This is a genomic window from Nonomuraea antimicrobica, assembly GCF_039536965.1.
Lineage (GTDB): Bacteria > Actinomycetota > Actinomycetes > Streptosporangiales > Streptosporangiaceae > Nonomuraea > Nonomuraea antimicrobica.
In genome coordinates, this window is record NZ_BAAAZP010000117.1 from 1 (window position 1) to 24,706 (window position 24,706).

Consider the following 24,706-nt stretch of genomic DNA (forward strand, 5'->3'; position numbering starts at 1 on the left):
CTCAGCTCGTACGCGGCGACTTCGACGACCCGGCGAGCCTGCGGTCCGCGCTGGACGGCGTCGCCGGGCTGTTCGGCGTGCCGCCCGTGACCTTCGGACCGGCCGGACTGGAAACGGGGGTCGAAGCGGTCCGCGGCCGGGCGCTGATCGACGCGGCGGCTGCGGCCGGCGTCGAGCAGGTCGTCTTCAGCACCGTCGCCACGACCACGACGGCGGCACCGGGTTCGGCGGGGAAGGCGCTGATCGAGCGGTACCTGCACGATCACATCGCGCTGCCCACCGTGCTGCGCCCGGTCCGGTTCATGACCAACTACTTCGCCCCCGGCGTGGCGGGCATCGACGGCCTCCACGGCGGCGTGCACCGGCACCTGTTCCCGCCGCACGAGCCGATGCAGGTCATCGCGCTGGAGGACATCGCCGAGTTCGCCGCGCTCGCGTTCGCCGAGCCGTCCCGGTTCGCCGGACGCACCCTGGAACTGGCCGGTGACGAACCCACCCCGGTCGAGGCCGCCGCCGCGATCGCCGAGGCCACCGGCCTCCCGATCCGGTACGAGCACCTCACCGACGCCCAGGCCACCGCGATCCACCCGGAGATCGCCACGGTCAGGAAGCGCTGGCTCGCCGGTGACCGGTGGCACGCCGACGTCGAAGCGCTGCGCGTCATCCATCCGGGGCTGCGTACCCTCTCCGACTGGCTCGCCGAGTCCGGCGCCGCCGCGATCCGCACCCATCTCGCCCAGCCCTGACCGATCCCGTGCTGTGCTGTTCAGGAAGGCCACCTCCGTAGGATGATCCCCGTATGTCCTCCTCGGCGTCCCGCTCGCTGGCGGGCTTGGCCCTGGCCGTCCTGGTGACCGGCTGCGCCGATCCGGCGGCCGACCGGGTGTCGCTCGTCGGCGCGGCGCAGCCGTCGTCCACGCTGCTCCCGACGCGGCCCTCGCACCTGACGACGGCTGGCCCCACCCGGCACCCCTTCCCGGCGGCGACCTCCCTGACCGATCCCACGGCCACCGGAACGCCCCTGGCGGCGACGGGCGAGCCGCGCTTCTTCGTCTCCGCGCGGGGTCCGCTCACCCACTTCGCCGACGACTCCAAGACCGCCGCCTTCACCCCGGTGCCGCCCGCCGTGCACGACGCGGAGACCGGGGCGTTCGTCGCGAACATCCCGCTGCCGCCCGGCGTCGCCAGTTCCTGGCACCTCGTGGCCGCCGCCCGCGACAACCGCACGTTCGCCGTGGCGGGCTGGACCGAGCCGAAGGACCCGGCCATCCGCTTCTTCCTGGTACGCCTCGGCGAGGACGGGCGGCCGGGGAAGCCGATGGCCGTCACGCAGACCGACCCCGACGACTTCACGGCGGTCCACGACCTCGCTCTCAGCGCCGACGGCACCCGCCTGGCCTACGCCACGCCGCTCATCGGAGGCGGCGCCAAGATCTCCCTGCTCGACGTCGCCACCGGCCGCCGCCTGGACTGGACGACGATGTCGCACTCGCTCGTCTACGGCCTGTCCTGGGCCCCGGACGGCCGTTCGCTCGCCTACGTGCTGGGGGGCCGGGCCGTCGCCGTACTCGACCTCGCTCGCCTGGGCGCCGGGGCGGGCGGCGAGGCGTCCCGGATCGTCAAGGACGTCGCGGGCACCATGCCGATCGAGTCGGTCGCCCACACCCCCGATGGCAGCGCGCTGGTCTACGCGTCCGGGCACACCGTCGAACGCGTCCCCGTGGCGGGCGGGCCGTCACAGGTCCTGGCCCGGCCGGAGCCGCCGCCCGGCGCCTCGCTGAGCCTGCGCTTCAGCGTCGACGGGACCGGCCGCCACCTGATGTACGCGCACGACTGGCGCGCCTACCGGGTCGACCTGACCGGCGGCGCGGTCACCTCGATGCCGATCACCGTCACCGAACGCCCGAATGAGGGCAACTCACCGCGCGTGGCCTGGTGACCGCCCGGCGCGTGACCGGCTTGGCCAGGCTTTGCCTCCTGCCGGGGGATCCTGTGGGCCGCCCCTCGCTAGGGTGATGGTGCAGGGGTGTGTCGGCGCTCCTCGGGAGCCCGGGTCGATGCGCCCTCAGCCCACCTCATCCGGGGTGTTCGTCTACATCACGGGGTGATCCTGATGTTCGGACGTCTACTCGTCGCGGCAGCCGTGGTGGCAGGCACGATCACCGGTTCTGCCGCACTCGCCGCCCAGTCCTCCGGCGCGGCCGTGGCGCCGGGTACGCAAACCGCCCAGGCTCCGCCCGCGGCGGCGACGCCTCCGCCCTTCCCGGTCCCGGTCCCTCCGGCACCACTCCCTCCGGGGGTCCCGGACCTGGCATGACTCCGCTCAAATCGCATTTACCGTTCCTGTGACCATGGCAGGGTCATGGACGCGGCCGCCCGAGGCCACGGACCCCGGGACCGGCCGCCGTCCACGCTCCGGACCAGCCTCGATATCCCCGTGGATATGAAGGAATGATCCATATCGATATTGGACACACCGTCGAGGTTCTGCTCTGCTCTTCCGCATGACGAAACAACTCCTCCCCCGGCTGGGAGTCGCCACCTTGACCGCTTCCGTGCTGCTGGGCGTCTCCGCCCAGGCGGCGACCGCCGAGACGAGCGCCTCCGGCGGCATCGCCAGGACCGGCATCAGCGCCGCCTCCGACCTGGACCAGACGCTGCGGGAGCTCGAGAAGTCCTACAACGGGCGCATCGGCGCGGTGGGCATCGACCTGGGCACCGGCAAGACGGTCAGCTATCGGGCCGACGAGCGGTTCCCGTTCAACTCCATGTTCAAGGTGTTCGCGTGCGCGGCGGTGCTGCAGAAGGCGCGCAAGAGCGATCCCGGCCTGATGGACCGGGTGATCCACTGGAAGCCCGCCGACGTGGCCGAGCTGACCTCTAACTCCCCGGAGACCACCGAGTACACCGACACCGGCATGACCCCCGCGCAGTTGTGCCGCGCCGGGGTCACCAAGTCCGACGGTTTCGCGGGCAACACGCTGCTGAAGCAGATCGGCGGGCCGCGCGGGCTGACCGAGTTCTTCCGCGCCACCGGTGACCGGACGAGCCGCCTCGACCGGGCGGAGCCCACGCTGACCGAGTGGGAGCCCGGTGAGGAGCGCGACACCAGCACCCCCGCGGCGGCCGCGCAGACCTTCATCAAGCTCACCACCGGCAAGACCCTCGACACCCGCGACCGGACCCGGCTGGTCGACTGGCTGAAGGCCAGCCAGACCGGCGCCACCCGGATCAAGGCCGGGCTGCCCAAGGACTGGACGATCGGCAACAAGACCGGCACCGGCGGTGCGAGCAACTACGGCACCGCCAACGACCTGGCGATCGTCTGGACGCCCGGCGCCAAGGCGCCGATCGTCCTGTCGGTGTTCACCAACCGCAACGTCAACAACACCCCGAACGACGACAAGGTGATCGCCTCCACCGCGACCGCGCTGGCCAAGGCCCTCGGCAGGCTGTGACCGGCCAGCGCCGGGCAGCGGGTCAGCGGGCGAGCCAGCCGCCGTCGACGCACAGCACGTGGCCGCACACGTAGTCGGACGCCGGAGCCGCGAGGAAGACGGCCGCGCCCACCAGGTCGGCGGGCGTCCCCCAGCGGCCGGCCGGGATGCGGTCCCTGATCTGCGGCTCGCGAACCGGGTCGGCCCGCAGCGCGGTCGTGTTGTTGGTGGCGACGTATCCGGGGGCGATGGCGTTGACCTGGATCCCGTCGCGGGCCCACTCGTTGGCCAGCGCCCTGGTCATGCCCACCAGCGCGTGTTTGCTGGCCGAGTACCCCACGACGTTGACGCCGCCCTGGAAGGACAGCAGCGACGCGATCGAGATGATCTTCCCGGAGCGGCGGGCCAGCATGCGCCGCCCCACGGCCTGGGTGATGGCGAACACGGCGTCCAGGTTGGTGGTCAGGACCGCGTCCCAGTCCTCCTCGGCCATGTCGGCGGCGGGTGAGCGGCGGATGATCCCGGCGTTGTTGACCAGGATGTCCACGCGGGTCCCGTCGAGCAGGCCGTCGAGGTCGGCGGCGAGCCCGTCCGTCCGCGAGAGGTCGCGGATCCAGCGCCGCGCGGAGCGGCCGTGGGCCTCGACCGCCGCCTGCGTCTCGTCCAGGTCGTCATGGTGACCGTGGAGCACCAGGTCGGCTCCCGCCTCGGCCAGGCCGATCGCGACGGCCTGGCCGATGCCGGTACGCGACCCCGTGACGAGCGCCGTCCGCCCGGTCAGGTCGAACAGGGCGCTCATCGCAGCTCCGCGATCGGGTACGGCTCGACGTCGGCGTAGTCGGTGTTCTCCCCGCCCATGGCCCACACGAAGGCGTAGGCGCCGGTGCCGAACCCGCAGTGGACGGACCAGCTCGGCGAGATCACCGCCTGCCGGTCGGCCACGATGAGGTTGCGCGTCTGGTCGGGGCGGCCCATCAGGTGCACCACCCGGTCGTCGGGGTCGAGGCCGAAGTACAGGTAGACCTCCGTACGCCGGCCGTGGACGTGCGCGGGCATGGTGTTCCACATGCTGCCGTCGGCCAGCTCCGTGATGCCGAGCACGAGCTGGCAGCTCTGGATGCCGTCGGCGTGGATGAACTTGTAGATGGTGCGCTCGTTGGAGCTGCGCTGCGCGCCCAGGCTGATCGGGGTGGCCTCGGCCAGCGTGCCCTTGCGGGTCGGGTACGTGGCGTGCGCCGGGGTGGACACGAGGTAGAAGGCGGCCCCGCCGGACCCGGCGAAGGACACCTCGCGGCTGCCCCGGCCGACGTAGAGGACCTCTTTGACGCCCAGCTCGTGATCGGCGCCGTCGACGGTGACCGTGCCCGGCTCGGTGCCGACGTTGACCACGCCGAGCTCCCGCCGGGCGAGGAAGTGGTCGGCGGCCAGCGGCTCGGCCGTCTCCAGCCGTACGGGGGCGCCCGACGGCCGTACGCCGCCGACGACGATGCGGTCCTCGTGGCTGTAGACCATGGTGACGCCGCCACCTCCGTCGCCGCCGTCGAAGAGGTCCTCCACGAGGAAGCGCGCACGGAGCGCGTCGGTGTCGAACCCCGGGATCTGGCCGGGGTCGGTGGCGTGCCTGGTCTTCATGTCGTCTCCTGGAGAGCTGCCGCGTACGCCTGTAGGGCCAGGCCCTGGCCCCACGGCTGGATCAGGTCGGTGCGGATGACCGAGTAGCCGAACGGAATGAGCTGCAGGACCGTCCCCGCGCTGGTCCGGGTGAGCGTGCCGTCGTCCGCCACGTACGGGTGGATCCCGGCCAGCGCCCGCCACCCGGCCGGGCGGAGCCGTTCCTGGTCGATGCCGAGGCGGGCCGCGCGGAGCATCGCGGCGGCGATCCCGGCGGCGGCCGAGGTCTCGAGGATGCCGCGGTTCTCCGGCTGCCCGTCCACCAGCACGTCCCACACCCCGTGCGGGGGCTGGTGCTCGGCGAGGGCGCGGAGCTGGCGGCGCAGCACGTCGCGCACCTGCGCGGACCTGGCCCCACCTGCCTCGAGGTACTCGACCGACGCCAGCGCGGTCCAGGCGTTGGCGCGGCCCCAGAAGTTCCAGATCGTCCGGCCCTCGTGGGAGCCGTGCGCGTACAGCCCGGTCTCCGGGTGCTGGAGGACGTCGGCGTGGGCGAGGATCTGCTCCCCCGCCTCCTCGATCAGCTCGGGCCGGCCGGCGCGCAGCCCGTAGTGGATGAGGAACGTGCCGCCCATGTAGACGGTGTCGGCCCAGACGCCGCCGGGCCAGTGCTCGATGGCGCCGCCGGGCGCGCGGGTGACGGCCTCGTCCTCGCGCAGCCAGCGCAGCATGCGTTCGCACGCGTCGGCGTAGCGGCGCTCGCCGGTCTCGCCGTAGAGGTCGGCGCAGACGGCGCCGGGGGCCAGGTTGTTGACGTGGCCCAGCTCGATGCCGTCGCGCAGGTGGGCGTCGACGAACTCGGTGACGTACGGGTGCCGGGGCGTCAGCCGCATCAAGCCCTGGAGGACGACGCCCTCGCCCCAGAACCAGTGCGTGAGACCCATGGCCACGGCCCGGTCGGCGATCCGCCGCGCGGTCCCGGCGAGCACGTCAGGGGTGAGGTCGGCCGGGTCGGCGGGCGGGAGCGGCGGCTCCGCGCCCTTCGCCTGGCTGGTGTCCAGGCCCTGTCCCCGGCCCTGTCCCCGGCCCTGCGCCCGGCCCTGTGTCCGGACCTGTGACTGGCTCAGGCTCCCGGCGCGAGCGCCGGTCGGCTCGTTCATGCGTCGCGGCCCTGCTGGAGGTGGATCTCGTGCGACCCGATGGACAGCGTTCGCGCGCCGAACTCCAGCCGCGCGTACGGGTTGTCGAGCTGGGGAGGGCGGGCGATCGTCCCGTCGGGGGCGAGGTCGGCCGGGCGTCCGCCGACGGTGAAGGGGCCGTTCCAGGTCAGGTTCAGCTCGGCGCCCCCTGGCGGGGTGAAGGAGACCCCGTCGCGGGCGAAGCGCGGCTCGGTCAGGGACGCCACGAAGCCCGCGAAATCCCCGCCGCCCCCGACGGTGCAGACCCAGGCCGTGCCCGGTCCGAGCGGCCGCAGCTCCTGCCAGGCGTCGGGCCCGGTGGTCAGCGGCTCCGCCCCGCCCTCTGTGGCGAGGGCGACGTAGCCGTCACCCCTGCGGCCGACGGTCCACACGCCCGCCCGCGTCCACTCGTCGAACTCGGCGACGGGGAACCAGGCGTGCGTGTAACCCATGACGTCGTCGCCGGGGATCCGGTACAGCGCCAGCACCGTGCCCTCGTGCTGGCGGGCCCTGGGCAGGATCCGGTTGCCCGCCCACGCGTTGGGCCGGGCCGAGGGCGAGGCGGAGGAGTTGGGGGCGTGCGTGACGAACACCTGTGTCTCGGGGCCCAGGGTGGCGCCCCAGATGTGCTCCTGGAGGCCGGGCAGCCCCGGACGGTAGTCGTTGGCGCACGAGAGCAGCACGTGCGGGGTCTTGAACACCGACACGTCGGACGCGTACGGCCTGCTCAGCAGGTCGTGGGCGAACCGGTACTCCCCCCGGTAGCTCTGCGTGCCCCACCACCGCTCCGGCAGGTCGTTCGCGGCCCGGCGGATCACCTCGGGCATCCGGTAGCGGCGCGCGGTCGCGATCGCCGTCGCGGGCAGCACGGCGTCGTTGAGCGCACCGGTGCCGAAGCACAGCCACATGATCGGCGCGGTCTCCTCCAGCCTGGACGAGCGCAGCGTCGACACGTACGACCGGCCGTGGGCGCAGCCGTGGATGCCGCGCCAGGAGTTGGCCGCCAGGCTGAACAGCACCCGGTCCGCGACTCCCGCCGCCAGCGCCCTGACCTCGTCGTCCTCGGCGAACTCGACCAGCGACACCAGCGCGAGCAGGTCGATCGCGAGATAGGCGTTGGAGTCGAACTCGCTGAACCCGCCGGCGAGCTTGCGCCGCATCCACTCGACCGCCATGCGCCGCCCGTGCGCGGCGTGCCGGGCGCCGGTCCAGCCGGTGTTGGTAAAGGTCTCCTCGCTCAGCGCCGTGCCCCAGAGCAGCTCCGCGGTGTGCCAGACGAGCTGGTGGTTCTCGGTGAAGTAGCACATCGCGTCCAGGCCGGGCTGGTCGATCCAGTACTTGAAGCCGAGCATCGACGCGCGGACCCGCTCGCGCAGGCCCTGCTCCCAGGCCGCGGCGCGGTGCCAGAGGTGGACCAGCCCGACCGCCTCGAAGTCGGCGCAGTCGGCCCGGTTGCCGATCATCCACAGGGCGCGTTCGAGGCCGGTGACGACGTACGACGGGTCCTCGGTGGCGCGTACCAGCTCGGCGGCCGAGGTGCCGGCCATGCCCGCGGCGTGGCGCAGGAACTCGGCCCGCCAGGTGGCGGGATCGCCGTGCGGGGCGGAGCGGTACTCAGGGGGCAGGACGGCGACGGGGAACTCCCTGAACACCGGCGAGCCGTCGACGGAGACGCGCAGCACGGTCTCGCCGGTCGACAGCATGGAGGCGTTCCCGACCTCCTGGCCGCCTCCGGCCTGGTCGAGGCGCAGGGTCGCCCGTCCGCCCGTGAGCCGGACGAGCCGCTCCTGTTCGGCCCAGCGCACGCGCAGGGCGACGCCGTCCGGGCCGGTGATCGGCACCGTGCCGTCGGTGGTGCCCCAGCGGGTCACGCCCACCGCCTCCAGGAGGCGTTCGGCGACGGCCGCGGTGTCCTCGCTCGCGCCGGCGCCGGGCACGACGACGCGGACGGGCAGCCCGTCCACGCGCAGCCGCAGCACCTGGCGGCACTCGCGGAAGGCCACCTGCCAGGAGGCGACGACCACCGTCGAGGTGCCGGAGGGCAGCCACACCCGCCGGGCGCGCTCGGCGGGCTCCATGTAGGTGAAGCCGTCGGACTCGTCCACCAGCTCGCCGTTGACGAACAGCAGCGTCGGCCCGGTGGACGCCAGCCGCAGCGTCCGCCATTCGGCCTGGTCGACCTCCAGGACGGTGGCGGCGAGCGCGACCCGGTACTCCGGGGTGAAGCAGAACTCGCTCCAGTCCACCAGGCCGTCGGCGCCGGTGTGCACCCGGCGCCACTCGCCCGCGTGCTCCAGGTAGCGGATCAGGCCGCCCTCGGCGATCGGCCCGGCGACCGGCTCGCGCGGCAGCGGCCGGTGCCGGTACAGCTCCTCCTTGAACGGGGTCACGTCGGGCCCGTTCGTCAGCCGCCAGCGGCCCCGATCCCCCCACGGGTCGCCGTCGGCCCGCAGGTGTTTGCCCAGGTCGTCAGCGGGTTCCCGCCAGGCGGGGCTGACCAGCCAGTCGAGGATCGTGCCGCGACGGTCGAGCGCGTGTACGGTCCGTTCTTCCATGTACTCGAACCCTCTACTTGAAGCCGGTGTTGGCGATGCCGCGGACGATGTGGCGCTGAAGGATCAGGAAGATCACCACGACGGGGATCATGCTGACCACCGACATCGCCAGGATGTAGTTGAACGGCACCGACAACTGGCTGTTGAACTGGGCCAGGGCCACCGGCAACGTGTACATCGCCTGGTCCTGGCTGATGATCAGCGGCCAGAGGAAGTCGTTCCACCGCCACATCACCGAGAAGATGGTGACCACGGCGAGGGCCGCGCCGCACAGAGGCACGACGATCCTGGCGAAGATCCGGAACTCGCCGGCGCCGTCGATGCGGGCCGCCTCGATCAGGTCGTCGGGGATGCCGAGCATGTACTGCCGCAGCAGGAACACGCCGGTCGGCGTCGCGGCGGGCGGGATGATCAGCCCCCACAGCGAGTTGACCAGCCCGAGCTGCGCGGCCATCTGGTAGACGGGGATGAAGATGAGCTGCAGCGGGATCATGATGGTGCCGAGCACGACCAGGAAGAGCGCGTCCCGGCCGCGGAAGTTGTACTTCGCCAGCCCGTAGGCGCACATCGTGTTGACCACCACGGTCAGCAGCGTCGCGCCGACCGTCACGATCACGCTGTTCTGCAGGTACAGGCCGAAGTCGAACGAGCCGAGCGCCTCGGTGTAGTTGACCGGCGACAGCGACGACGGCAGCGGGGCCGGTGGCCGCTGTGCCAGCTCGGTCTGCGTCTTGAACGACGACAGCACCGCCCAGACCACCGGGGCGAGGACCACGACGGTCAGCCCGATGAGCACCGCGTACGTGAGGACCCGCCCTGCGGTGGGGGTGGCGCCGCCGCCGGCCGAGGTCCATCGGGGCCGGTTCGCGCGGCCTGCCTGGGCCGGGGTCCATCGGAGCCGGTTCACGCGGCCTCCCTCCGCCTGCCGTACAGGAAGTTGAGCAGGGTCAGCGCGAACACCGTGACGAACAGCACCACGGACGCGGCGGCGGCCAGGCCGTACCGGATCGGGGACTGGAAGGCGTTCTCGTAGATGTACTGGACCATCAGCGTGGTGGCGCCGATGGGGCCGCCGCCGGTGAGCGTCCAGATGTAGTCGAACGCCTGGAAGCCGGCGATGAGGCTGAGGATGACCACCACCATCGTGGTCGGGCGCAGGAGCGGCAGCGTGATCCCGCGGAGCTGCTGCCAGCGCGTGGCGCCGTCCATGGTCGCGGCCTCGTAGTACGCCGGGTCGATGCCCTGCAGCCCGGCCAGGATGATGAGGATGTAGAAGCCGATGTGCATCCACAGCCCTACGAAGATCACCACGGCCATGGCCAGGCCTCCGTCGACGAGCCAGCCCGGCTGTCCCAGCCCGGCCCGCCCGAGCATGGTGTTCAGCAGCCCGTTGCCCCGCTCGAAGATCCAGCCCCAGATCAGGCCCACCACGACCGGCGAGAGCACGACCGGCAGGAAGAACACCGTACGGAAGAACCCCCGGCCCTTGATGCGCCGGTTGAGCAGCAGGGCCAGCGCCACCGACAGCACCGTGGTGAGCACCACGAAGCACACGGCGAACACCACGGTGGCGCGGGCGGCGCTCCAGAAGTCGTCGGAGCCGAACAGCTCCTGGTAGTTCGCGCCGCCCACGTAGGTGAAGTCGCGGCCGTTGCGGCTGTCGTACAGGCTGATGTTGAAGTTGTTGATCGCCGGGTACACCACGAACAACCCGAAGATCAGCATGTTGGGCAGGACGAACAGGTAGGGCGCGAGCCGCTGGTTCCACGGCTTGGCCCGCCGTCTGTGGGCGGCGCTCACTTGGTGTCCTTGAGCGCCTTCTCCGCGGCGGCCCTGATCGCCTCGACGGCCTGCTCCGGCGTCTCCTGCTCGGCCAGCACCTTGCTCAGCTCGTCGACGGCGGCCTTCGCGCTGGCGGCGAACGCCGGGCTGTAGGTGGAGGCGAAGGCCGTGGGCGGCGTACGGCTCACGTCGGCGAGGAACACCTTCATGTCGGCGTCGCGCTGGGGGTAGTCGACGCCGGAGGAGATGAGGTCTTTCCTGGTGGGCAGGAAGTTCGCCTCCTTGGCCAGGCGCTCCTGCGACTCCTTGGAGTTCATGTAGGCGATGAAGTCGGCCGCGGCCTGCTGCCGCTTGCTCTGCTCGAACGACACCATGAACTTCCCGCCGGGGAACCCGCCGCAGGTCTCCTGGCACGGGTTCGGCGCGGCGGCCCAGGTGAACGTGGCGTCCTTCGAGAACGCGCTGACCTGCCAGTTCCCGCTGATGTAGACCGGGGTCTGCTGCGCCAGGAAGATCTCGTTGGCCGCCTTGTACTTGGTCCCGGCCTGCAGCCACAGGTCGGCCGGCATCGCGCCGGAGGCGTTCAGGTCGGCGAAGCGCTTCACCGCCGCGGTCGCCTTCTGCTGGTCGAGCCCCACGGCGGTGCCGTCGGCGGTGAAGAACGCGGTGCCGAACTGGCTCAGCATGGTCGAGAAGCGGTGGCCCGAGACGTCCATCGCGAGCGCGTACTGGGTGTTGTTGGCCTTCTGCACCTTCTGTGCGGCGGCCACCATCTCGTCCCACTTCCAGGGCTTGGTGACGTCCGGCAGCGCCACCCCGGCCTTCTTGAACTGGTCGACGTTGACCAGCGGGCCGTTCATCGTCAGGTCGCTGGGCACCGCGAGCAGCTCGCCGTTCGCGCCCGTGATGTAGGACTTCGCGCCGTCGACGAACTGACCGTCCAGCGCCGCCTTCTGGAACTTGTTCAGGTCGAGCAGGTCGCCGCGGAAGGGCGCGATGTCGGCCAGCCGCGCCACGTCCGGCGCGTTGCCTCCGGACAGCCGCGCCTGCAGCCGCTGCTCCAGGTTGTCGAAGGGGACCACCTGGAGGTCCACCTTGACGCCGGACTTCTTCTCGTAGTCGGCGATCAGGCTGCGGGTGGCCTGCTCGTCGGGCCCGTCGGTGAAGTAGAGGTACGTCAGCGTCTTGTCGTCCACCTGCTGTTCGCCGCCGCCCGCGCCGGTCGTGCCCGGTGCGCAGGCGGCGAGTGACAGGGTGGCGAGGCATGAGGCCAGGATGCGTCGCATCTTCGGGGGTTACCTTCCCAGATTCACGAAGTTGACGGGCCCGACGAAGCCGAGCCGCCGGGAGATCGCGAGCGCCACCTCGGACACCCGATGGGGGACCATGTCCTGTTTGCCGAGCATCCGCTCGCGGGGGCCGGCGACGCTGATGGCACAGATGGGCATGCCGCGCTCGTCGCGGATCGCGGCGCCGAAGCACAGCACGTCCGGCTCGTTCTCGCTGTTGTCGATGGAGTAGCCGCGGGCGCGGGTCTCGTCGAGCTCGGCGCGCAGCCTCGCCCGGTCGGTGATGGTGGTGGGGGTGTGGGGGGTCAGGTCGAGCCGGTCGATGAGGGCGTCCACCTCGTCGATCGGCAGGGCCGCGAGATACGCCTTGCCGAGCGACGTGCTGTGCATCTGGCGGCGAACGCCGAGCAGCCGGCGGACCGCGATGGAGTGCTCGGTGACGTCCTCGTGGGCGACGTACACCATCTGCTCGCCGTCGCGCACCGCCATCAGGGCGGCCTCCGACAGCTCGCGCGACAGGTCACGCAGGTGCGCCTGCGCGGCCAGGTAGGGGTCGAAGTTGCTCAGGGCGGCCATGCCCAGGGTGACCGCGCGCTGACCGAGGCTCACTCGTTCCGTGCCGTCCCAGTCGACATAGCCGCGCTGGCGCAACGTGCCCAGGATCCGGTAGGTCGCGCTGCGCGACAGGTTGAGCCGCTCCGCGATCTGCACCGCTGTGATCGACCGCTCCGTGGCGAGCAGCTCCAGAATCGCGAAGCCGCGCTCCAGAGTCCCAGCCAAACGGTCAAGCTCCGCCATAGCACCTACTAACGGCTCGATGAGTGGGAGGTGAAACCGATAGATGGGAGGGAAGGTACTGATATCGCCGCTATGTGTCAACGGCCGATAACACGGCGCAGGGCTGCCCGTCCGCAGGGGACGGCCACGGGGGCGGTCACGAGGGCGGTCACGGGGGGGAGCTGGGCGATCTTGCCCGAGGCGCTCCGCACCGTCGAAAATGCATGATGAATGGCACGCTCCGCAGCCGTCCGGCCGAGTCGAACAATGCTCGCTCCGGGGCGAAATCCGTGGTCAGCGAGCATTGACGACACCTCCCGTTCGGAAGCTCGTCAGCACTTTGTGCGGCGTCGTTCAGCGGGTCGCCACACGCGCTCGACAGGACGTCAGCCTTCCGGTAGTCGGCCCTGTGGACGCGCCAGGTGAACGTCCGGCGTCCGGGCGGGAGTAGTAGACTCCTCGCCGGTAACTCCCCGCTGCTTGCATCACACCTGCGCAGAGGCGCGATGTTCGACGGGAAAAACTTCTGGGAAAAGGGAAAGCCGTTTTGTCAACCTTGGTGATTTTCGACCTTGAGTTCACGTCGTGGCCCCGCGCGCTCGAGCAGAACTGGTCGGCTCCCGGGCAACTCCGCGAGATCGTGCAGATCGGCGCCCTGCGACTGCGGGACGACTTTTCCGTCGTCGAAGAATTCGAGGCGCTCGTCCGGCCGGTGGTCAATCCGCAGTTGTCCGCCTATTTCACCGACCTCACCGGCATCGAGCAGGCGGCGGTGGACCAGGACGGCCTCTCTCCCGCGGCGGCGTTCGACGATTTCCTGGCATTCTGCCAGGACCAGACGGTGCTCTCCTACGGCAACGACATGGTCGTGCTCGGGGAGAACGTGGGGTGGGCACGAGTTCGCGGAGAAGAGCTGAAGAACAGCTTTCTCACCGCGCGTTTCCTGAATATCCGGCCCTGGCTTAACACGATTGCCCCGGTGACGGCGTCGGCCAATGTGGGCCGCCTGTGGCAGATGCTCGACCTGCCCAAACCGGTGGCCGGGCAGGAGCATTCAGCGCTTTTCGACTGCTATTCGTTCGCCGCCGCCCTCAGGCACCTGCGCGACACCGGCGCCACCTTGCCGGAGGGCTGCTTCTAGCGGCGGACGAGTCCGGGCGCGGTCGCGCGCCTAGCTGGGCTGCCGGTCGCCTCTCGCGCCGTGCGGTCATGCCCACCCCGGTCAGCGCCAGAGCGGCGACGGCCCAGTCCACGGCCCTGATGACGCGTCGCTCCTGCCAGGTGGCTCGTTCCTGGCCGCTCAGGGGCAGCCGCACCGCGCCGGGCTCGGGTGCTCCGGCCGCGCGCCCCGCCGAGGCGCGGCGGCCGCGCAGCACCGCCGCAGGCAGGCGGACGAGGCCGAGGAGCAGACGGATCTTCGTGGTCATGTGAACGCCTTTCCCACCATGGAGATGAGCTCGTTGCGGTCCAGACCCGCGCGGCGGGCGGTGGCGACCAGGTCACGGATGGTCTCGCTCAGGTGCGCCAGCTCCCGGGGGTTGGCGCCGGTGACGGTCGCGCCACGCCCGGGGCGTAGCTCGATCAGCCCTTCCTCGCGCAGGTCGGCGTAGGCACGCAGCACGGTGTGCATGTTGACGCCCAGCGACGCGGCCAGCTCGCGCCCGGCCGGGAGGCGGTCGCCCGGACCGAGCAGGCCGTCGGCGATGCCGCGGCGAACCGATCCGGCGATCTGGTCACTGAGCGGTGTGCTGCCAGTCGGGTCCACACGAAAGAGCATGTTCTAATCATGATAGAACAATGCGACCTTCTCAAGTCCCTTTTCCCATGGACCTCGCAGCGCTCGACAGGCGGGGACCCGCCACGCAGTTCACTCAGCCGTCATCGGCCTCTGTCATGATCCACGGGAAATTCCGGATCTTGTGACAGGAGCACGATGACCGTATTAGCGCGCCGAGTGCTGCGTGCCGCCCTCGCGGGCGGCCTGGCCGCGACCGTCGCGATCTGGCCGACGACGACGCAGGCGCAGGCCGCCGCCGCGTCCGCGTCCGTCTCGGTCGACTTCACCAAGCCCGTCCGTACGCTGTCCCCCACCGACTACGGCATCGGCATCACCGGGTACGGCAACCAGTCGTACATCACCAACGACGCCCGGCACCGCGAGCACATCCGCAAGCTCAAGGCCGGTCGGATGCGCATCGAGCTGCACTACGAGGAGCCCGGCAACCACGCCAGCCCGATCGTCTGCGGCGGCTTCTACTGCGACACCAAGGTCTCCGCCGACGCCTGGATCACCGCCATCCGCGACCTGGGTGCCGAGCCGGTCATCATCCTGCCGGTGGACTCCCGCCAGAGCGCCGCGGTGAACCGCGACGACGCGGTGGCGCTGTACGAGCACTTCGCGGCCACGGGCAAGCCGGTGCGGCGGTTCATCGTGGGGAACGAGACCGACTGCAGTTGCGTGCCGGGCAAGCCGGAGATCCCGGCCGCCGAGTACAGCGCCCGCTTCAACCTCATCGCCGACGCCCTGCGGGCCAAGGACCCGGGCGTCCAGCTCGGCGGCCCCGCCACGTCCTCGAACAAGATCGACTACCTCAGGACGTTCCTCGAGGGATCGGGCGACCGCGTGAACTTCCTCGACTACCACGACTACGGCAGCGGCAACGAGGTCATCACCGACGAGGAGCTGCTCGGCCCGGTCATCCGCAGGTACGAGACCGACCTGAAGGAGGTGTCCGCGCTCGCCGAGTCCATCCTCGGGCGCAAGATCGAGCTCCAGATCGGCGAGTTCAACTCCGACTGGCAGGACGAGGACGGGCACCGTACGCTGACGCACTTCAACACGCTGTGGGGCGCGGCGGCGCTCGGACAGATCCTGCACGCGGGGGCGGCCGCCTACCAGTACGGCGACAAGAACGGCCAGCTCGGCCTGACCAGCACCGACGGCGAGGGCGGGGTGCCGCGCAACGAGCCATTGCCCATCTACCACGGCATCGGCATGTTCACCGGCGAGGAGCTGTTCCGGCCGTTCGGCTCGACGATGGTGACGGCGACGGCCGACAGCGACCGGCTGCACGTGTTCGCCTCGAATGCGGCCAAGAACGTCGTCCTCGTCAACGTCGGCGACCAGTCGCTGAACACCGCGCTGGCCTTCACCGGCCTGGCCTCCGGGACGGCCGCCGTCTGGCAGAGCACCTCCGCCGCGTGGGCACCGCACCGCACCGGCTCCGTCGCCGTGACGGGCGGCGCCGCCACGCTCACGCTGCCCGCCGCCTCGGTCACGACGCTGGTCATCGAGGAGCAGGGGCTGAACGCCACGTACTTCGACAACGCCGACCTGACCGCCCCCAAGGTGACCCGCGTCGACCCCACCGTGAACTTCGACTGGGGACCGAACTCCCCGGACCCGGCCGTGTCGCCGGACACGTTCAGCGTGCGGTGGACGGGCAAGGTGATCGCCGACCGCGCCGAGACGTACACGTTCATCACGACCAGCGACGACGGCGTCCGCCTCTGGGTGGACGGGCGGCTGATCGTGGACGCCTGGACGGACCACTCCAAGCGGGAGGACAGCGGGCAGATCGCGCTGACGGCGGGGGCGCACGACATCAAGATGGAGTTCTACGACGGCGGCTACGACGCCATCGCCCAGCTCCACTGGTCGAGCCCGACCACCGTCCGCCAGGTCATCCCCAAGGAGAAGCTGCTCGCCGGGACGGCATGACCCCTCTCCCCCGCGCCCACCGCGTTTCGCGGGCGGGCCGGGGCGGATGACGCGGTCGGCCGTGCGAAGACGCGGCTGACCGCGCACTGCCGTGACCACTGGCCGCGGCCGTACGCAGGCCTGCGGGAGGCGACTGGTCGCGACCGCAGGCAGCCCCGTGGGAGGCGACTGGTGGCGGCCGCGCGCAGCCCGTGGGAGGCGATGGGTCGCGGCCGCGCGCAACCCCCGTGCGTATCGGGCTTTACATGACTTTTCGGGGTTCGTTGATTGGGTGATGACTCGTCGCTGTTGATCTGCTTTTGGAGTGCCGTGAAGATCACGACTGTCCTGTCCGCGATCATCGCATCAGTCTCCCTGTCCGTCTTCGCACCGGCCGCGACCGCGAGCGCGGCCCCGCCCGATCCGACGCCCGGCGGGCCGCAGCGCCCCTATGAGCCCGATGTCGAGGGCACCGAGAACGTCGACTCGCTGTCGGTGACGGCGACCCGGGGTGCCGGGCGCAGCGTGACGATCGCGTTCGACCGGCGCAGCCGTGCGGCGACGGGAACGGTCCCGGCCGGGGCGCGGCGGTTCGTGTTCCTGTTCGACCCGTCGGTGAGCTTCAATCCCGGCGCGTTCCCGACGTGCGCGCGTACCGTGATCGAGCGGCAGGGCGTGCGGGCGTGCCCGGAGGGGTCGCGGGTCGGCGGCGGGCTCGGGCAGACCGCCGACGGGCTGTCGCAGGAGGTGCTGGCCTTCAACACGAAGGTCGGGCGGCTGCCCGGAGTGCTGGTGGTGCTACCGGCGTCAGGGGTGATCCTGGAGCAGACGTTCGAGCGGGTCTCGCCCCCGTACGGCGGCGACTACCGGTGGGCGCTGGACGAGATCCTCCCGCCCACGAACGTGCCGCCGCAGGAGCGCGCGGGCACCACCCGCTTCCAGCTCTCCTTCGGCGCCACCCGGCAGCACCAGGGCCGCACCGTCGGCTTCGCCGAGACCCGCGCCGAGCCCGGTGACCCGCTGAACTTCGGGCTGTGGAGCGAGTTCGTGACCGGCCAGGTCGTGCTGCCCGCCGTCCGCACGCCACTCGTGGCCGACACGGGCAGGGAGGGCTGACGATGAGCGGACCGACGAGGAGAACGGTCATGGCAGGCGCACTCGGGGCCGCGCTGGGCGCGATGGTGCCCGCCGTCCCGGCCGTCGCCGCCGGATCTACGGACCCCCTGCCCGACGGGTACGTCATCCCGGGCGAGCGCGCCTTTCCCACCGGCATGGCGTACGACCCGCGTACCGGCCACTTCTACGTGGGCAGCGCCGAGGACGGCACGCTCTACCGCGGCCATCTGACCAGGCCGGTGGCCGAGGTGTGGTCGCCCAAGGAGCAGGACGGCCGCCGCCTCACCTCGGGCGTGACGCTCGACCGGGACGGCCACCTGTACGTCAACGGCGCCGACTCCCGTACCATGCGCGTCTACGACACCCGTACGCGCCGCCTGCTGGCCACCCTGCACAGCGCCGACGGCGGCTTCCTCAACGAGACCGCGGTCGCCGACGACGGCCTCGCCTACGCCACCGACTCCCTGGTCCCCGTGGTCTACCGGGTGACCCGCGAGGACGGCCAGTGGCGGATCGAGCACTGGCTGGACGTGTCGTCCTCCCCCATCGACTGGGTGGACGGCGTGATCAACCTCAACGGCATCCTCGCGACCGGCCGCCACCTGCTGACCGTCAACAGCAACACGGGCCAGTTGTGGCGGATCGACCGGCACACCCGCCAGGCCGTGCAGGTCGATCTCGGCGGTCACCCGCTGCGCAACGGCGACGGCCTGGCCCTGCGCGGCAACCTGCTGTACGTGGTGCAGGGCAGCCTCTTCGAGGGCGCCGCGCCCCAGGTCACCGTGCTCACCATGGCGGACGACCTGTCGCGGGGCCGCTACAGCGCCCGCTACGACCCGCCCGGCGGTTTCCTGCACCCCAGCGCCATCGCGCTCACCGCCCGGCACGCCCTGGTCGTCAACAGCCAGTACAACAGCTGGCGGGACGGCCTGCCCCCGGTGACCCCGTTCACGATCTCCACGGTCGCCCTGTCCGGCGCTCTGCCCCCGGGCTGAGCCCCGCCGGCCGATCACCCGTTGACCGCCGAGGGGGTCCGTCAACGGGTGATCGGCTCCACCCCTACATCGTTCGGTGTAGTGCGTACGGCCTTTGGCGCACGGGCAAATGGCGGTCGATGGATGACGCGCCCCCGCCGCGCCCCCGTCTAGCGTTTCCGCTCGGATCATCACGATGAGAACGAGAGGGATCGCCATGCGTAAGAGAGTGGTCACCGCGATCGCCGGGCTGAGCCTGACGGTCGGCGTGCTGGGATCGGCGGGCGCTCCGGCCGGCGCCCACGTCGGCGCCCAGGCCCGCACTCAAGCTGGCACTGAGGTCGGCACTCAGGTCGGCGCTGCCGGTGGGGCCACCGCCGTGACGGCCGCGCCGAAGCCGCCGAAGGGTGCCAGGGCGGTGGTCCGGGTCAGCCCCAACCCCACCGCCGAACGCGGCCAGGAGGTGACGATCACCGGCCACTGCGGGGGCGGCAAGGGGCTCAAGGCCGTCGTCGCCGGGCTCGACCGGGAGCACCCGGTGCTGCGGGACGTCCGCATCATCAAGGACGACCCCAAGGGATTCGTGGCGAAGGCCACCCTCGACTCCAAGGTCGGCAACGGCGTCGGCCCCGTTCTCGTCGACTGCGGCGGCGAGGCGGGCGTGACCCTCCTGGTCACCCACGTCTGACCGGGGCCCGCCCGCCCGGGCGGGTGAGCGCGTCCGGAGCTTCCGCCGCCTGAGCACAGACGGCGGAAGCCCGCGCGACCCGCCCCCCGCACCTCATCGAGAAAGCTCCTGCGCATGACCGAACCCCCGCCGCGTCGCGAAGCTCCACCTCGTCGCGAACCCGCCCCCGTCCGGCACCTCGCCCGGCTCACGGACGTCGCGCTCGCCGTGGCCACCCTCGTCTTCTTCGTCGCGGTCGCCCTCGCCTGCGGCGTCCGCAATCCCTGGAACGGCCCGATCCCCCTCGCGCTGTTCCTCGGAGCGCTCCTGCTGGTCAGACGTCGCCGGCCGATGACCGTACTGCTGCTGTCTATCGGCGGGGTCTTCGCCTACCACCTCGCCGGGCCGCCAACGCCCCCCGGCTGGATCTGGCCGGCCGCGATCGCCTACTTCACGGCCGCCACCACGTCCCGGGTGCGCTGGGTGGCCGCCATCGGCCTGGCCCAACTGGCCTACTCCGCGTTCGACTTCCGCCTGATCCTCGAACGGAACCCCGCGCGCTACGTGTTCCACGTCGCGGGGGAAGGTCTGCTCCTGGCGATACTCGTCGCCGCCGGCCTCACGTACGCCGCCGCGACGCGCTGGCGCGAACGGCTGCGCGAGGCCGACGGCCGGGCCCGAGCCGCCGAGGAACGGCTGCGGGTCTCGCACGAGGTGCACGACGTCATCGCCCACACGCTGGCCGTCGTCGGGGTTCAGCTCAACGTCGCCGCCGACGCCCTCCAGGAGGACCCGGACGCGGCCGCCGCCGCGCTCCGCCTGGCCAAGGAGGTCAGGAACCGCGCGATGGCCGACCTTCGTTCCCTCATCGCCGTCCTGCGCGACGGCTCCGACGGCACCGGGCCCCAGCCCGACCTGTCCTCCCTGGGGACGCTCATCGCCGACGCCAGGGCCGCCGGGCTGGAGGTCACGTTCGAGGAGCACGGCGATCCCGCCGCCCTGCCCGCCATTCCCGCGATCGCCGTCTACCGCGTCGTCCAGGAGTCCCTGGCCAACACGCTCAAGCACGCGGAGGCGACCAGGGCCGAGGTGCGGATCGGGTACGAGCCGCGCTCGGTCAGCGTCGAGATCACCGACAACGGCCGCGGGGCCCCCGCCGGGGCCGAGATCACCGAGGGTCACGGCCTGGCGGGCATGCGCGAGCGGGTGAGCGCGCTCGGGGGCGCGCTCACCGCCGGACCGGTTCCCGAGGGCTTCGCCGTACGGGCCGACCTGCCTGTGGCAGGCTCGACCGCATGACGATCAGGGTGCTGCTCGCCGACGACCAGGCTCTCGTACGGGCCGGCTTCCGTAGCCTGCTGGCCCGCTCCAGGGACATCACGGTCGTCGGCGAAGCCAGGGACGGCGGCGAAGCCGTACGCCTGGCCGCGAGCACCCACCCCGACGTGATCCTCATGGACATCCGCATGCCGGGCATGGACGGCATCACCGCCACCCGCCGCATCGTGGCCGATCCCGCCGTTCCTGGCTGCCGGGTCATCATCCTCACCACGTTCGACACCGACGAGCACGTCTTCGCCGCCCTGCGCGCCGGGGCCAGCGGCTTCCTCACCAAGGAGGTCGAACCCGCCGAACTGCGCCGGGCGGTCGCCGCCGTCGCGGGCGGAGACGCGCTCCTGTCTCCGGGGGTGACCCGGCGCGTCATCAAGGAGTTCGCCCACCGGCAGGACGTCGGGCCCGGCGCGGGGCAGCGGCTGGCCGTACTGACCTCGCGGGAGCTGGAGACGGTCAGGCTGGTGGCGCTCGGCCTGTCCAACCACGAGATCGCCGAGCGCCTCGTCATCAGCCCGCTCACCGCCAAGACCCACATCACCAGGGCCATCGCCAAGCTGAACGTGCGCGACCGGGTCCAGCTCGTCATCGTCGCCTACGAGAGCGGCCTGATCCGGCCCGGCGGCTGACCGGCCCGGCGCCGTGGCACGCCGAAGTCGTCAGCCCCTGCGCCTCCCCTCACTTTCCGCGATCCGCCGCCCCGGTGGAGGGCACGGTCGTGATCACGGGATGGGGCGGTCGCTGAGCCGGCAGTCGCGCGGCCGCTCCGGCTCGTCGTCCGTCCAGCCCGCCTCGGACGTCCAGGCCATGTAGCTCATGTACGTGCCCTTGGCCAGCCCTTCGGCGCTCTCGTCCGCGATCGACGCCCACGTCACCAGGACGGTGCCGGTCCTGGGGTCGAGGATGGTGGTGTAGCTCTCGGCCACCTCGTCGTCCGAGCCGAACTCTCTGGTGAACCCCTCGCTCTTGACGAAGGTGACCGCGAGTCCCGGACGTCCGAGCGGGTCGTCGACCGTTCCGCCCACCTTGGTCGTCGGCAGCCCCGCCAGCAGACGGAGTACGGCCGCCCGTACCGCCGGACTGACCGGCATCTCCAGCAGCGCCGACGCGTGAGGCAGGAACTCCTCGAAGGTCTGGCGGCGGCCCGGTTCCGCCTGCCAGGCGGTACGCAGCCTCTCCCGCAGCCCGTCCACGTCGGTGGGCAACGCCGCGAGGTCGGCCATCGTGAGATCACCCAGCCGCCTGTCACCGAACACCCCGGCCGGTTCGACGGCACGCGTGTACACGCACTGGGAGGGCTCGTCGCTCATGCGTTCCTTCCGGCAGTCCTTGGCAGGCTTGCCCGGCGTGCACACCTGCTGGGCCACCGACGGCGAGCCGGCCGCCCGCCAGACGCGCTCGTCGGCCGGTGTGGCGGGGCCCACGTCCTCCTGCCGCATCCGTGCCTGGACGGGGTCGCGCGGATCACGCGGCTGCCAGAGGTCGACCCGGGAGCGGGACAGGACGTTGAACCGCTCGCCCCCGGCCTCGACCCGGGTCAGGAAGACGTTGAGCAGCGGTCTGTGCCAGTACGCGCCGGTCTCGTCCGGGAGCCGTGCGACGTCGTCCGCGAGCCGGAGCAGGACGTCATTCTCGCGCGCGGGCACGATCACCGGTGCGGGAACCGGTGCCAGGTTCGCCACCAGGGCGATGACGGCGGTGATGACGGCGACGGTCGCCACGGCCGTCCATCCCCAGAAGGCGCGGCGGCGGGCGAGGCGCGGCGCGGGCAGGTCCACGGCCGACGACAGCCGGGCGCGGGCCCGGTCGACCACCTCCGGCGACGGGGGCGGCGCGTCAGGGAGGGCCCTCGCCAGCAGGTCCAGCTCATCCATGGTTGTCCTCCAGCGGGTTGACGTCGCCGAGTGCCTTGCGGAGTTGTCTGCGGGCGCGGTTGAGTCGGGAGGCGACCGTGCCGGCCGGGATGTTCAGGGCACCGGCGACCTCGGCGTGGCTGAGGCCGCCCAGCGCGCTGAGCAGGACGACGTCGCGGTCCCTGCGGTTGAGCCCGGCCAGCGCCCCCGCCAGCCTGCCGGTCAACTCGCCCGCCGCCACCCGGGCCAGGGTCGCCTCCTCGTGGCTGTGCTCCGGCCGCTCGGCCGTCCGGCTGAGCGCCTTCCACTTGCGTAGTTCGGCCCGGTGGTGCCGGGCGATGAGATTCGTGGCGATCCCGTACAGCCAGGGCCGCACCCCGCCGCGTGAGGCGTCGTAGCCTCCCCGGTACGCGGCCAGGAAGACCTCCGCGGCCAGATCGTCGGCGACGTCGCCCGATAAGCGCCTGGCGATGTAGCGGTGAATCCCCGCGAAGTGCGTACGGAAGATGTCCTCCCAGCCGGCCCGGAGATCAGGCGGGTCGGTGAGGTCGGGTGATAGGGCCATGCAGGAGGTTCCCCCTGAGTCCGAGTGAACGCTGAACACCTCTTGTTGCCCGAAGCCCCGCGGCGCTTTCACGCGGTGCCGCCCGTAGGACAGCCGGAGGAGCGGCGGTAGGCGGCGGGGGGCGGCAGGATCAGGGCCACCGCCGTGTGAACCCTCATGGCAGAAACGTACCTCTAGGTGTCATTCCAGACACTCGGCAGGAGCGGGCGCCTGCCGCGACGATGGCGTTCATGACGCGAGAGCCCGATGATGTTCAGTTCCTGCACGTCGACGAGGTCGAGCCGGTGGAAGTGGTCCCCGGGATCGTCCGGCGGCGCCTGCCCGCCACCGAGTTGGCACGTGGATGGATGTACGACTTCGCCCCGGGGACGGAGTGGCCCGAGGTGGACGTGCACGAGGGCGAGGAGCGCTATTACGTGATCTCGGGCGAGTTCATCGACCGGGGGCGGCGGCTCGGGCCGGGCAGTTATGTGGTGTTCGCGCCCGGAAGCACGCATCGCCCCCGGACTGAGACCGGCGCCCGCATGCTCGGCATCAGCATCCCCGGCCAGTAACCCGACGCCGGGAGCAGGACCGTCCAACCCCCTCCCCGCCTGCCACGGAGTCCGGCCCTGTCCAAGGAAACCAAGGAAACCAGCGCTCAAGCTCCTACGTGGCGGGTGGATCGTCTGCCCGGCGCAAGGCGGCCAGCTCGGCTTCGGTGTTCCAGATCTTGATGGCCTCCGCGCCCGGCTCGCTACGGTCCAGGAACACCACGACGGTGCCGGTTCCTCCGTCGAACTCGAAGTCCAGCGTCCAGGTGCGAGGGGGCCATCGGGCTCCTTTGCGCCTGTCGAGTGCGCCTCTTCGCGCTCGGGTCAGCCGTACCTCTTCGAGGGGAAGCCCTCGCTGGATGCAGACGCAGGCGCGGGCCACCCGGATCGCCTCGCGCTTGGTCAGGCGGCGGACGCGCTTGCGCCGCATCCTGGCGATGCGCCCCTTCAAGAAGTCGTACGCGACGTTGCCCGCCACCCCGCTCGCGACCGCGGTGCCCAAGAAGGTGGCGAGGTCGACCATCATCGCGAGGCCGAGCCCACCCGCCGTCGCCTCCGCGGACACCATGATCGCGCCCGCCGAGGTCACCCCGGACTCCTCCAGGGTGGCCGCGGGGTCGAGGCGGCGACGGGAGCCGTCCGCGTCCTGGAAGTCCACCACGAAGGGCCGCCTCGCGGCCTCGGCGTGCTGATCGATCACGGCCTGGCCGACGTCGCGGACCAGGGTGTCCACCGGGACCTCGGTCAGCTCTCAAGCACACGTTCAATGGTGATCCGTCGCTGAACCCTCCGCTTGGGTCAGCCGTCTAATCGATCATGGATCTACGGCACCTGAAACGCTCGCCCGCTCTGCAGTGCGCCCTGGCAGCGCCGTTGCTGTATGCCGCGGTGACCTTCATCGCGATCCAGTCGGCCGCCCACCCGCCGGGGCTCGACCCCCCGTACGAAGAGGCGGACCCCCTGTGGCCGTCACGGCCGGACGGGGGGATCGCATGGGCGCGGGCGATGACGCTCGCCATCACCCTCGTCTTCGCCGCCGAGGCGGCCTTGCTCGCCGTGCTGGGTGGGTGGCTGAATCGTCGCCCCACCGTCAGCGGCCTCGTGCTGCGCACTGCCGCCGACGTGGTCCACCTGTTGACTCTCGCCCTGGCCGCATTGGGCACTTACACGACCGTGCTCTATCCCTCTGGCGATTTCGATCTCGGGCCGCTTTTCCCCGATTGGTACTTCCCTGCACTGATCATCATCGCCGCGATGACCCTCACTGCGCTGACCGTTTGGGCGTCCGCCGCGGTCAAGAACGCCTCACCATCCTGATCGTCGACGCTGCGATCACG

24 protein-coding genes are annotated in these 24,706 nt (G+C 71.3%); 12 read left to right on the forward strand and 12 right to left on the reverse strand.

What is annotated here, in order from left to right; genetic code table 11:
* From ABD844_RS32640 to bla, 3 genes are all read left to right on the forward strand, one after another.
* The coding region (locus ABD844_RS32640; RefSeq protein WP_344886566.1) for an NmrA family NAD(P)-binding protein at positions 1–746 on the forward strand (746 nt) is incomplete at its 5' end.
* 53 nt (positions 747–799) lie between these two features.
* Complete coding sequence (locus ABD844_RS32645; protein WP_344886567.1) at positions 800–1,939, forward strand: WD40 repeat domain-containing protein; 1,140 nt, start codon at positions 800–802, stop codon at positions 1,937–1,939.
* A 565-nt stretch (positions 1,940–2,504) separates the two neighbouring features.
* Positions 2,505–3,458, forward strand: a complete 954-nt coding sequence (bla, locus tag ABD844_RS32650; RefSeq protein ID WP_344886568.1) for a class A beta-lactamase — start codon at positions 2,505–2,507, stop codon at positions 3,456–3,458.
* A gap of 22 nt (positions 3,459–3,480) precedes the next feature.
* On the opposite strand, the gene kduD is transcribed toward bla, so the two are convergent.
* The 8 genes from kduD to ABD844_RS32690 are packed head-to-tail and all read right to left on the reverse strand — an operon-like array spanning position 3,481 to position 12,632.
* Positions 3,481–4,236 (reverse strand): 2-dehydro-3-deoxy-D-gluconate 5-dehydrogenase KduD, encoded by a 756-nt coding sequence (kduD, locus tag ABD844_RS32655; RefSeq protein WP_344886569.1) that lies wholly within the window; start codon positions 4,234–4,236, stop codon positions 3,481–3,483.
* Positions 4,233–5,069 (reverse strand): 5-dehydro-4-deoxy-D-glucuronate isomerase, encoded by an 837-nt coding sequence (kduI, locus tag ABD844_RS32660; protein ID WP_344886570.1) that lies wholly within the window; start codon positions 5,067–5,069, stop codon positions 4,233–4,235. The genes kduD and kduI overlap by 4 nt, the downstream gene beginning before the upstream one ends.
* Positions 5,066–6,208, reverse strand: a complete 1,143-nt coding sequence (locus tag ABD844_RS32665) for a glycoside hydrolase family 88 protein (RefSeq protein WP_344886571.1) — start codon at positions 6,206–6,208, stop codon at positions 5,066–5,068. The genes kduI and ABD844_RS32665 overlap by 4 nt, the downstream gene beginning before the upstream one ends.
* Positions 6,205–8,781 (reverse strand): hypothetical protein, encoded by a 2,577-nt coding sequence (locus tag ABD844_RS32670; protein ID WP_344886572.1) that lies wholly within the window; start codon positions 8,779–8,781, stop codon positions 6,205–6,207. Before ABD844_RS32670 ends, ABD844_RS32665 begins: the two co-directional genes overlap by 4 nt.
* A gap of 13 nt (positions 8,782–8,794) precedes the next feature.
* Positions 8,795–9,688, reverse strand: a complete 894-nt coding sequence (locus tag ABD844_RS32675) for a carbohydrate ABC transporter permease (protein WP_344886573.1) — start codon at positions 9,686–9,688, stop codon at positions 8,795–8,797.
* Positions 9,685–10,581, reverse strand: a complete 897-nt coding sequence (locus ABD844_RS32680; protein WP_344886574.1) for a carbohydrate ABC transporter permease — start codon at positions 10,579–10,581, stop codon at positions 9,685–9,687. The genes ABD844_RS32675 and ABD844_RS32680 overlap by 4 nt, the downstream gene beginning before the upstream one ends.
* Positions 10,578–11,849 carry an ABC transporter substrate-binding protein gene (locus tag ABD844_RS32685; protein ID WP_344886575.1) on the reverse strand — a complete coding sequence of 424 codons (1,272 nt, stop codon included), beginning with the start codon at positions 11,847–11,849 and terminating at the stop codon, positions 10,578–10,580. Before ABD844_RS32685 ends, ABD844_RS32680 begins: the two co-directional genes overlap by 4 nt.
* A gap of 9 nt (positions 11,850–11,858) precedes the next feature.
* Positions 11,859–12,632, reverse strand: coding sequence for an IclR family transcriptional regulator (locus ABD844_RS32690; protein ID WP_344886576.1), 774 nt, complete (start codon positions 12,630–12,632; stop codon positions 11,859–11,861).
* Between the two features lie 556 nt (positions 12,633–13,188).
* Here ABD844_RS32690 and ABD844_RS32695 point away from each other — a divergent pair.
* The gene (locus ABD844_RS32695; RefSeq protein WP_344886604.1) at positions 13,189–13,770 is read left to right on the forward strand and encodes an exonuclease domain-containing protein; all 582 of its coding nucleotides are present in this window, start codon (positions 13,189–13,191) and stop codon (positions 13,768–13,770) included.
* A gap of 282 nt (positions 13,771–14,052) precedes the next feature.
* On the opposite strand, the gene ABD844_RS32700 is transcribed toward ABD844_RS32695, so the two are convergent.
* The gene (locus ABD844_RS32700) at positions 14,053–14,406 is read right to left on the reverse strand and encodes a GntR family transcriptional regulator (RefSeq protein WP_344886577.1); all 354 of its coding nucleotides are present in this window, start codon (positions 14,404–14,406) and stop codon (positions 14,053–14,055) included.
* A 156-nt stretch (positions 14,407–14,562) separates the two neighbouring features.
* On the opposite strand from ABD844_RS32700, the gene ABD844_RS32705 reads away from it, so the two are divergent.
* The 6 genes from ABD844_RS32705 (at position 14,563) to ABD844_RS32730 (ending at position 21,047) form a co-directional block, all read left to right on the forward strand.
* Complete coding sequence (locus ABD844_RS32705) at positions 14,563–16,350, forward strand: PA14 domain-containing protein (RefSeq protein ID WP_344886578.1); 1,788 nt, start codon at positions 14,563–14,565, stop codon at positions 16,348–16,350.
* A 309-nt stretch (positions 16,351–16,659) separates the two neighbouring features.
* Positions 16,660–17,445: a hypothetical protein gene (locus ABD844_RS32710; RefSeq protein ID WP_344886579.1), complete on the forward strand. Its 786-nt coding sequence runs from the start codon at positions 16,660–16,662 to the stop codon at positions 17,443–17,445.
* Positions 17,446–17,474: 29 nt separating this feature from the next.
* A complete protein-coding gene (locus ABD844_RS32715) occupies positions 17,475–18,440 on the forward strand; it encodes an SMP-30/gluconolactonase/LRE family protein (RefSeq protein ID WP_344886580.1) in 966 nt (321 codons plus the stop codon).
* Positions 18,441–18,636: 196 nt separating this feature from the next.
* On the forward strand, positions 18,637–19,107 hold the full coding sequence (locus ABD844_RS32720; RefSeq protein ID WP_344886582.1) for a hypothetical protein: 471 nt from the start codon (positions 18,637–18,639) through the stop codon (positions 19,105–19,107).
* Between the two features lie 114 nt (positions 19,108–19,221).
* The gene (locus ABD844_RS32725) at positions 19,222–20,385 is read left to right on the forward strand and encodes a sensor histidine kinase (RefSeq protein ID WP_344886584.1); all 1,164 of its coding nucleotides are present in this window, start codon (positions 19,222–19,224) and stop codon (positions 20,383–20,385) included.
* Positions 20,382–21,047, forward strand: coding sequence for a response regulator transcription factor (locus ABD844_RS32730; protein WP_344886586.1), 666 nt, complete (start codon positions 20,382–20,384; stop codon positions 21,045–21,047). Before ABD844_RS32725 ends, ABD844_RS32730 begins: the two co-directional genes overlap by 4 nt.
* Positions 21,048–21,140: 93 nt before the next feature.
* On the opposite strand, the gene ABD844_RS32735 is transcribed toward ABD844_RS32730, so the two are convergent.
* Positions 21,141–22,292 (reverse strand): CU044_5270 family protein, encoded by a 1,152-nt coding sequence (locus ABD844_RS32735; protein WP_344886588.1) that lies wholly within the window; start codon positions 22,290–22,292, stop codon positions 21,141–21,143.
* Positions 22,285–22,836, reverse strand: coding sequence for an RNA polymerase sigma factor (locus ABD844_RS32740; RefSeq protein WP_344886590.1), 552 nt, complete (start codon positions 22,834–22,836; stop codon positions 22,285–22,287). The genes ABD844_RS32735 and ABD844_RS32740 overlap by 8 nt, the downstream gene beginning before the upstream one ends.
* A 230-nt stretch (positions 22,837–23,066) precedes the next feature.
* Here ABD844_RS32740 and ABD844_RS32745 point away from each other — a divergent pair, with 230 nt between their 5' ends.
* Positions 23,067–23,390 (forward strand): cupin domain-containing protein, encoded by a 324-nt coding sequence (locus ABD844_RS32745; RefSeq protein ID WP_344886592.1) that lies wholly within the window; start codon positions 23,067–23,069, stop codon positions 23,388–23,390.
* 94 nt (positions 23,391–23,484) lie between these two features.
* Here the strand turns inward: ABD844_RS32745 and ABD844_RS32750 are convergent, their stop codons facing one another.
* Positions 23,485–24,102, reverse strand: a complete 618-nt coding sequence (locus ABD844_RS32750; RefSeq protein ID WP_344886594.1) for a hypothetical protein — start codon at positions 24,100–24,102, stop codon at positions 23,485–23,487.
* A gap of 83 nt (positions 24,103–24,185) precedes the next feature.
* Here ABD844_RS32750 and ABD844_RS32755 point away from each other — a divergent pair, with 83 nt between their 5' ends.
* Complete coding sequence (locus tag ABD844_RS32755; protein ID WP_344886596.1) at positions 24,186–24,686, forward strand: hypothetical protein; 501 nt, start codon at positions 24,186–24,188, stop codon at positions 24,684–24,686.
* Positions 24,687–24,706: the final 20 nt, after the last annotated feature.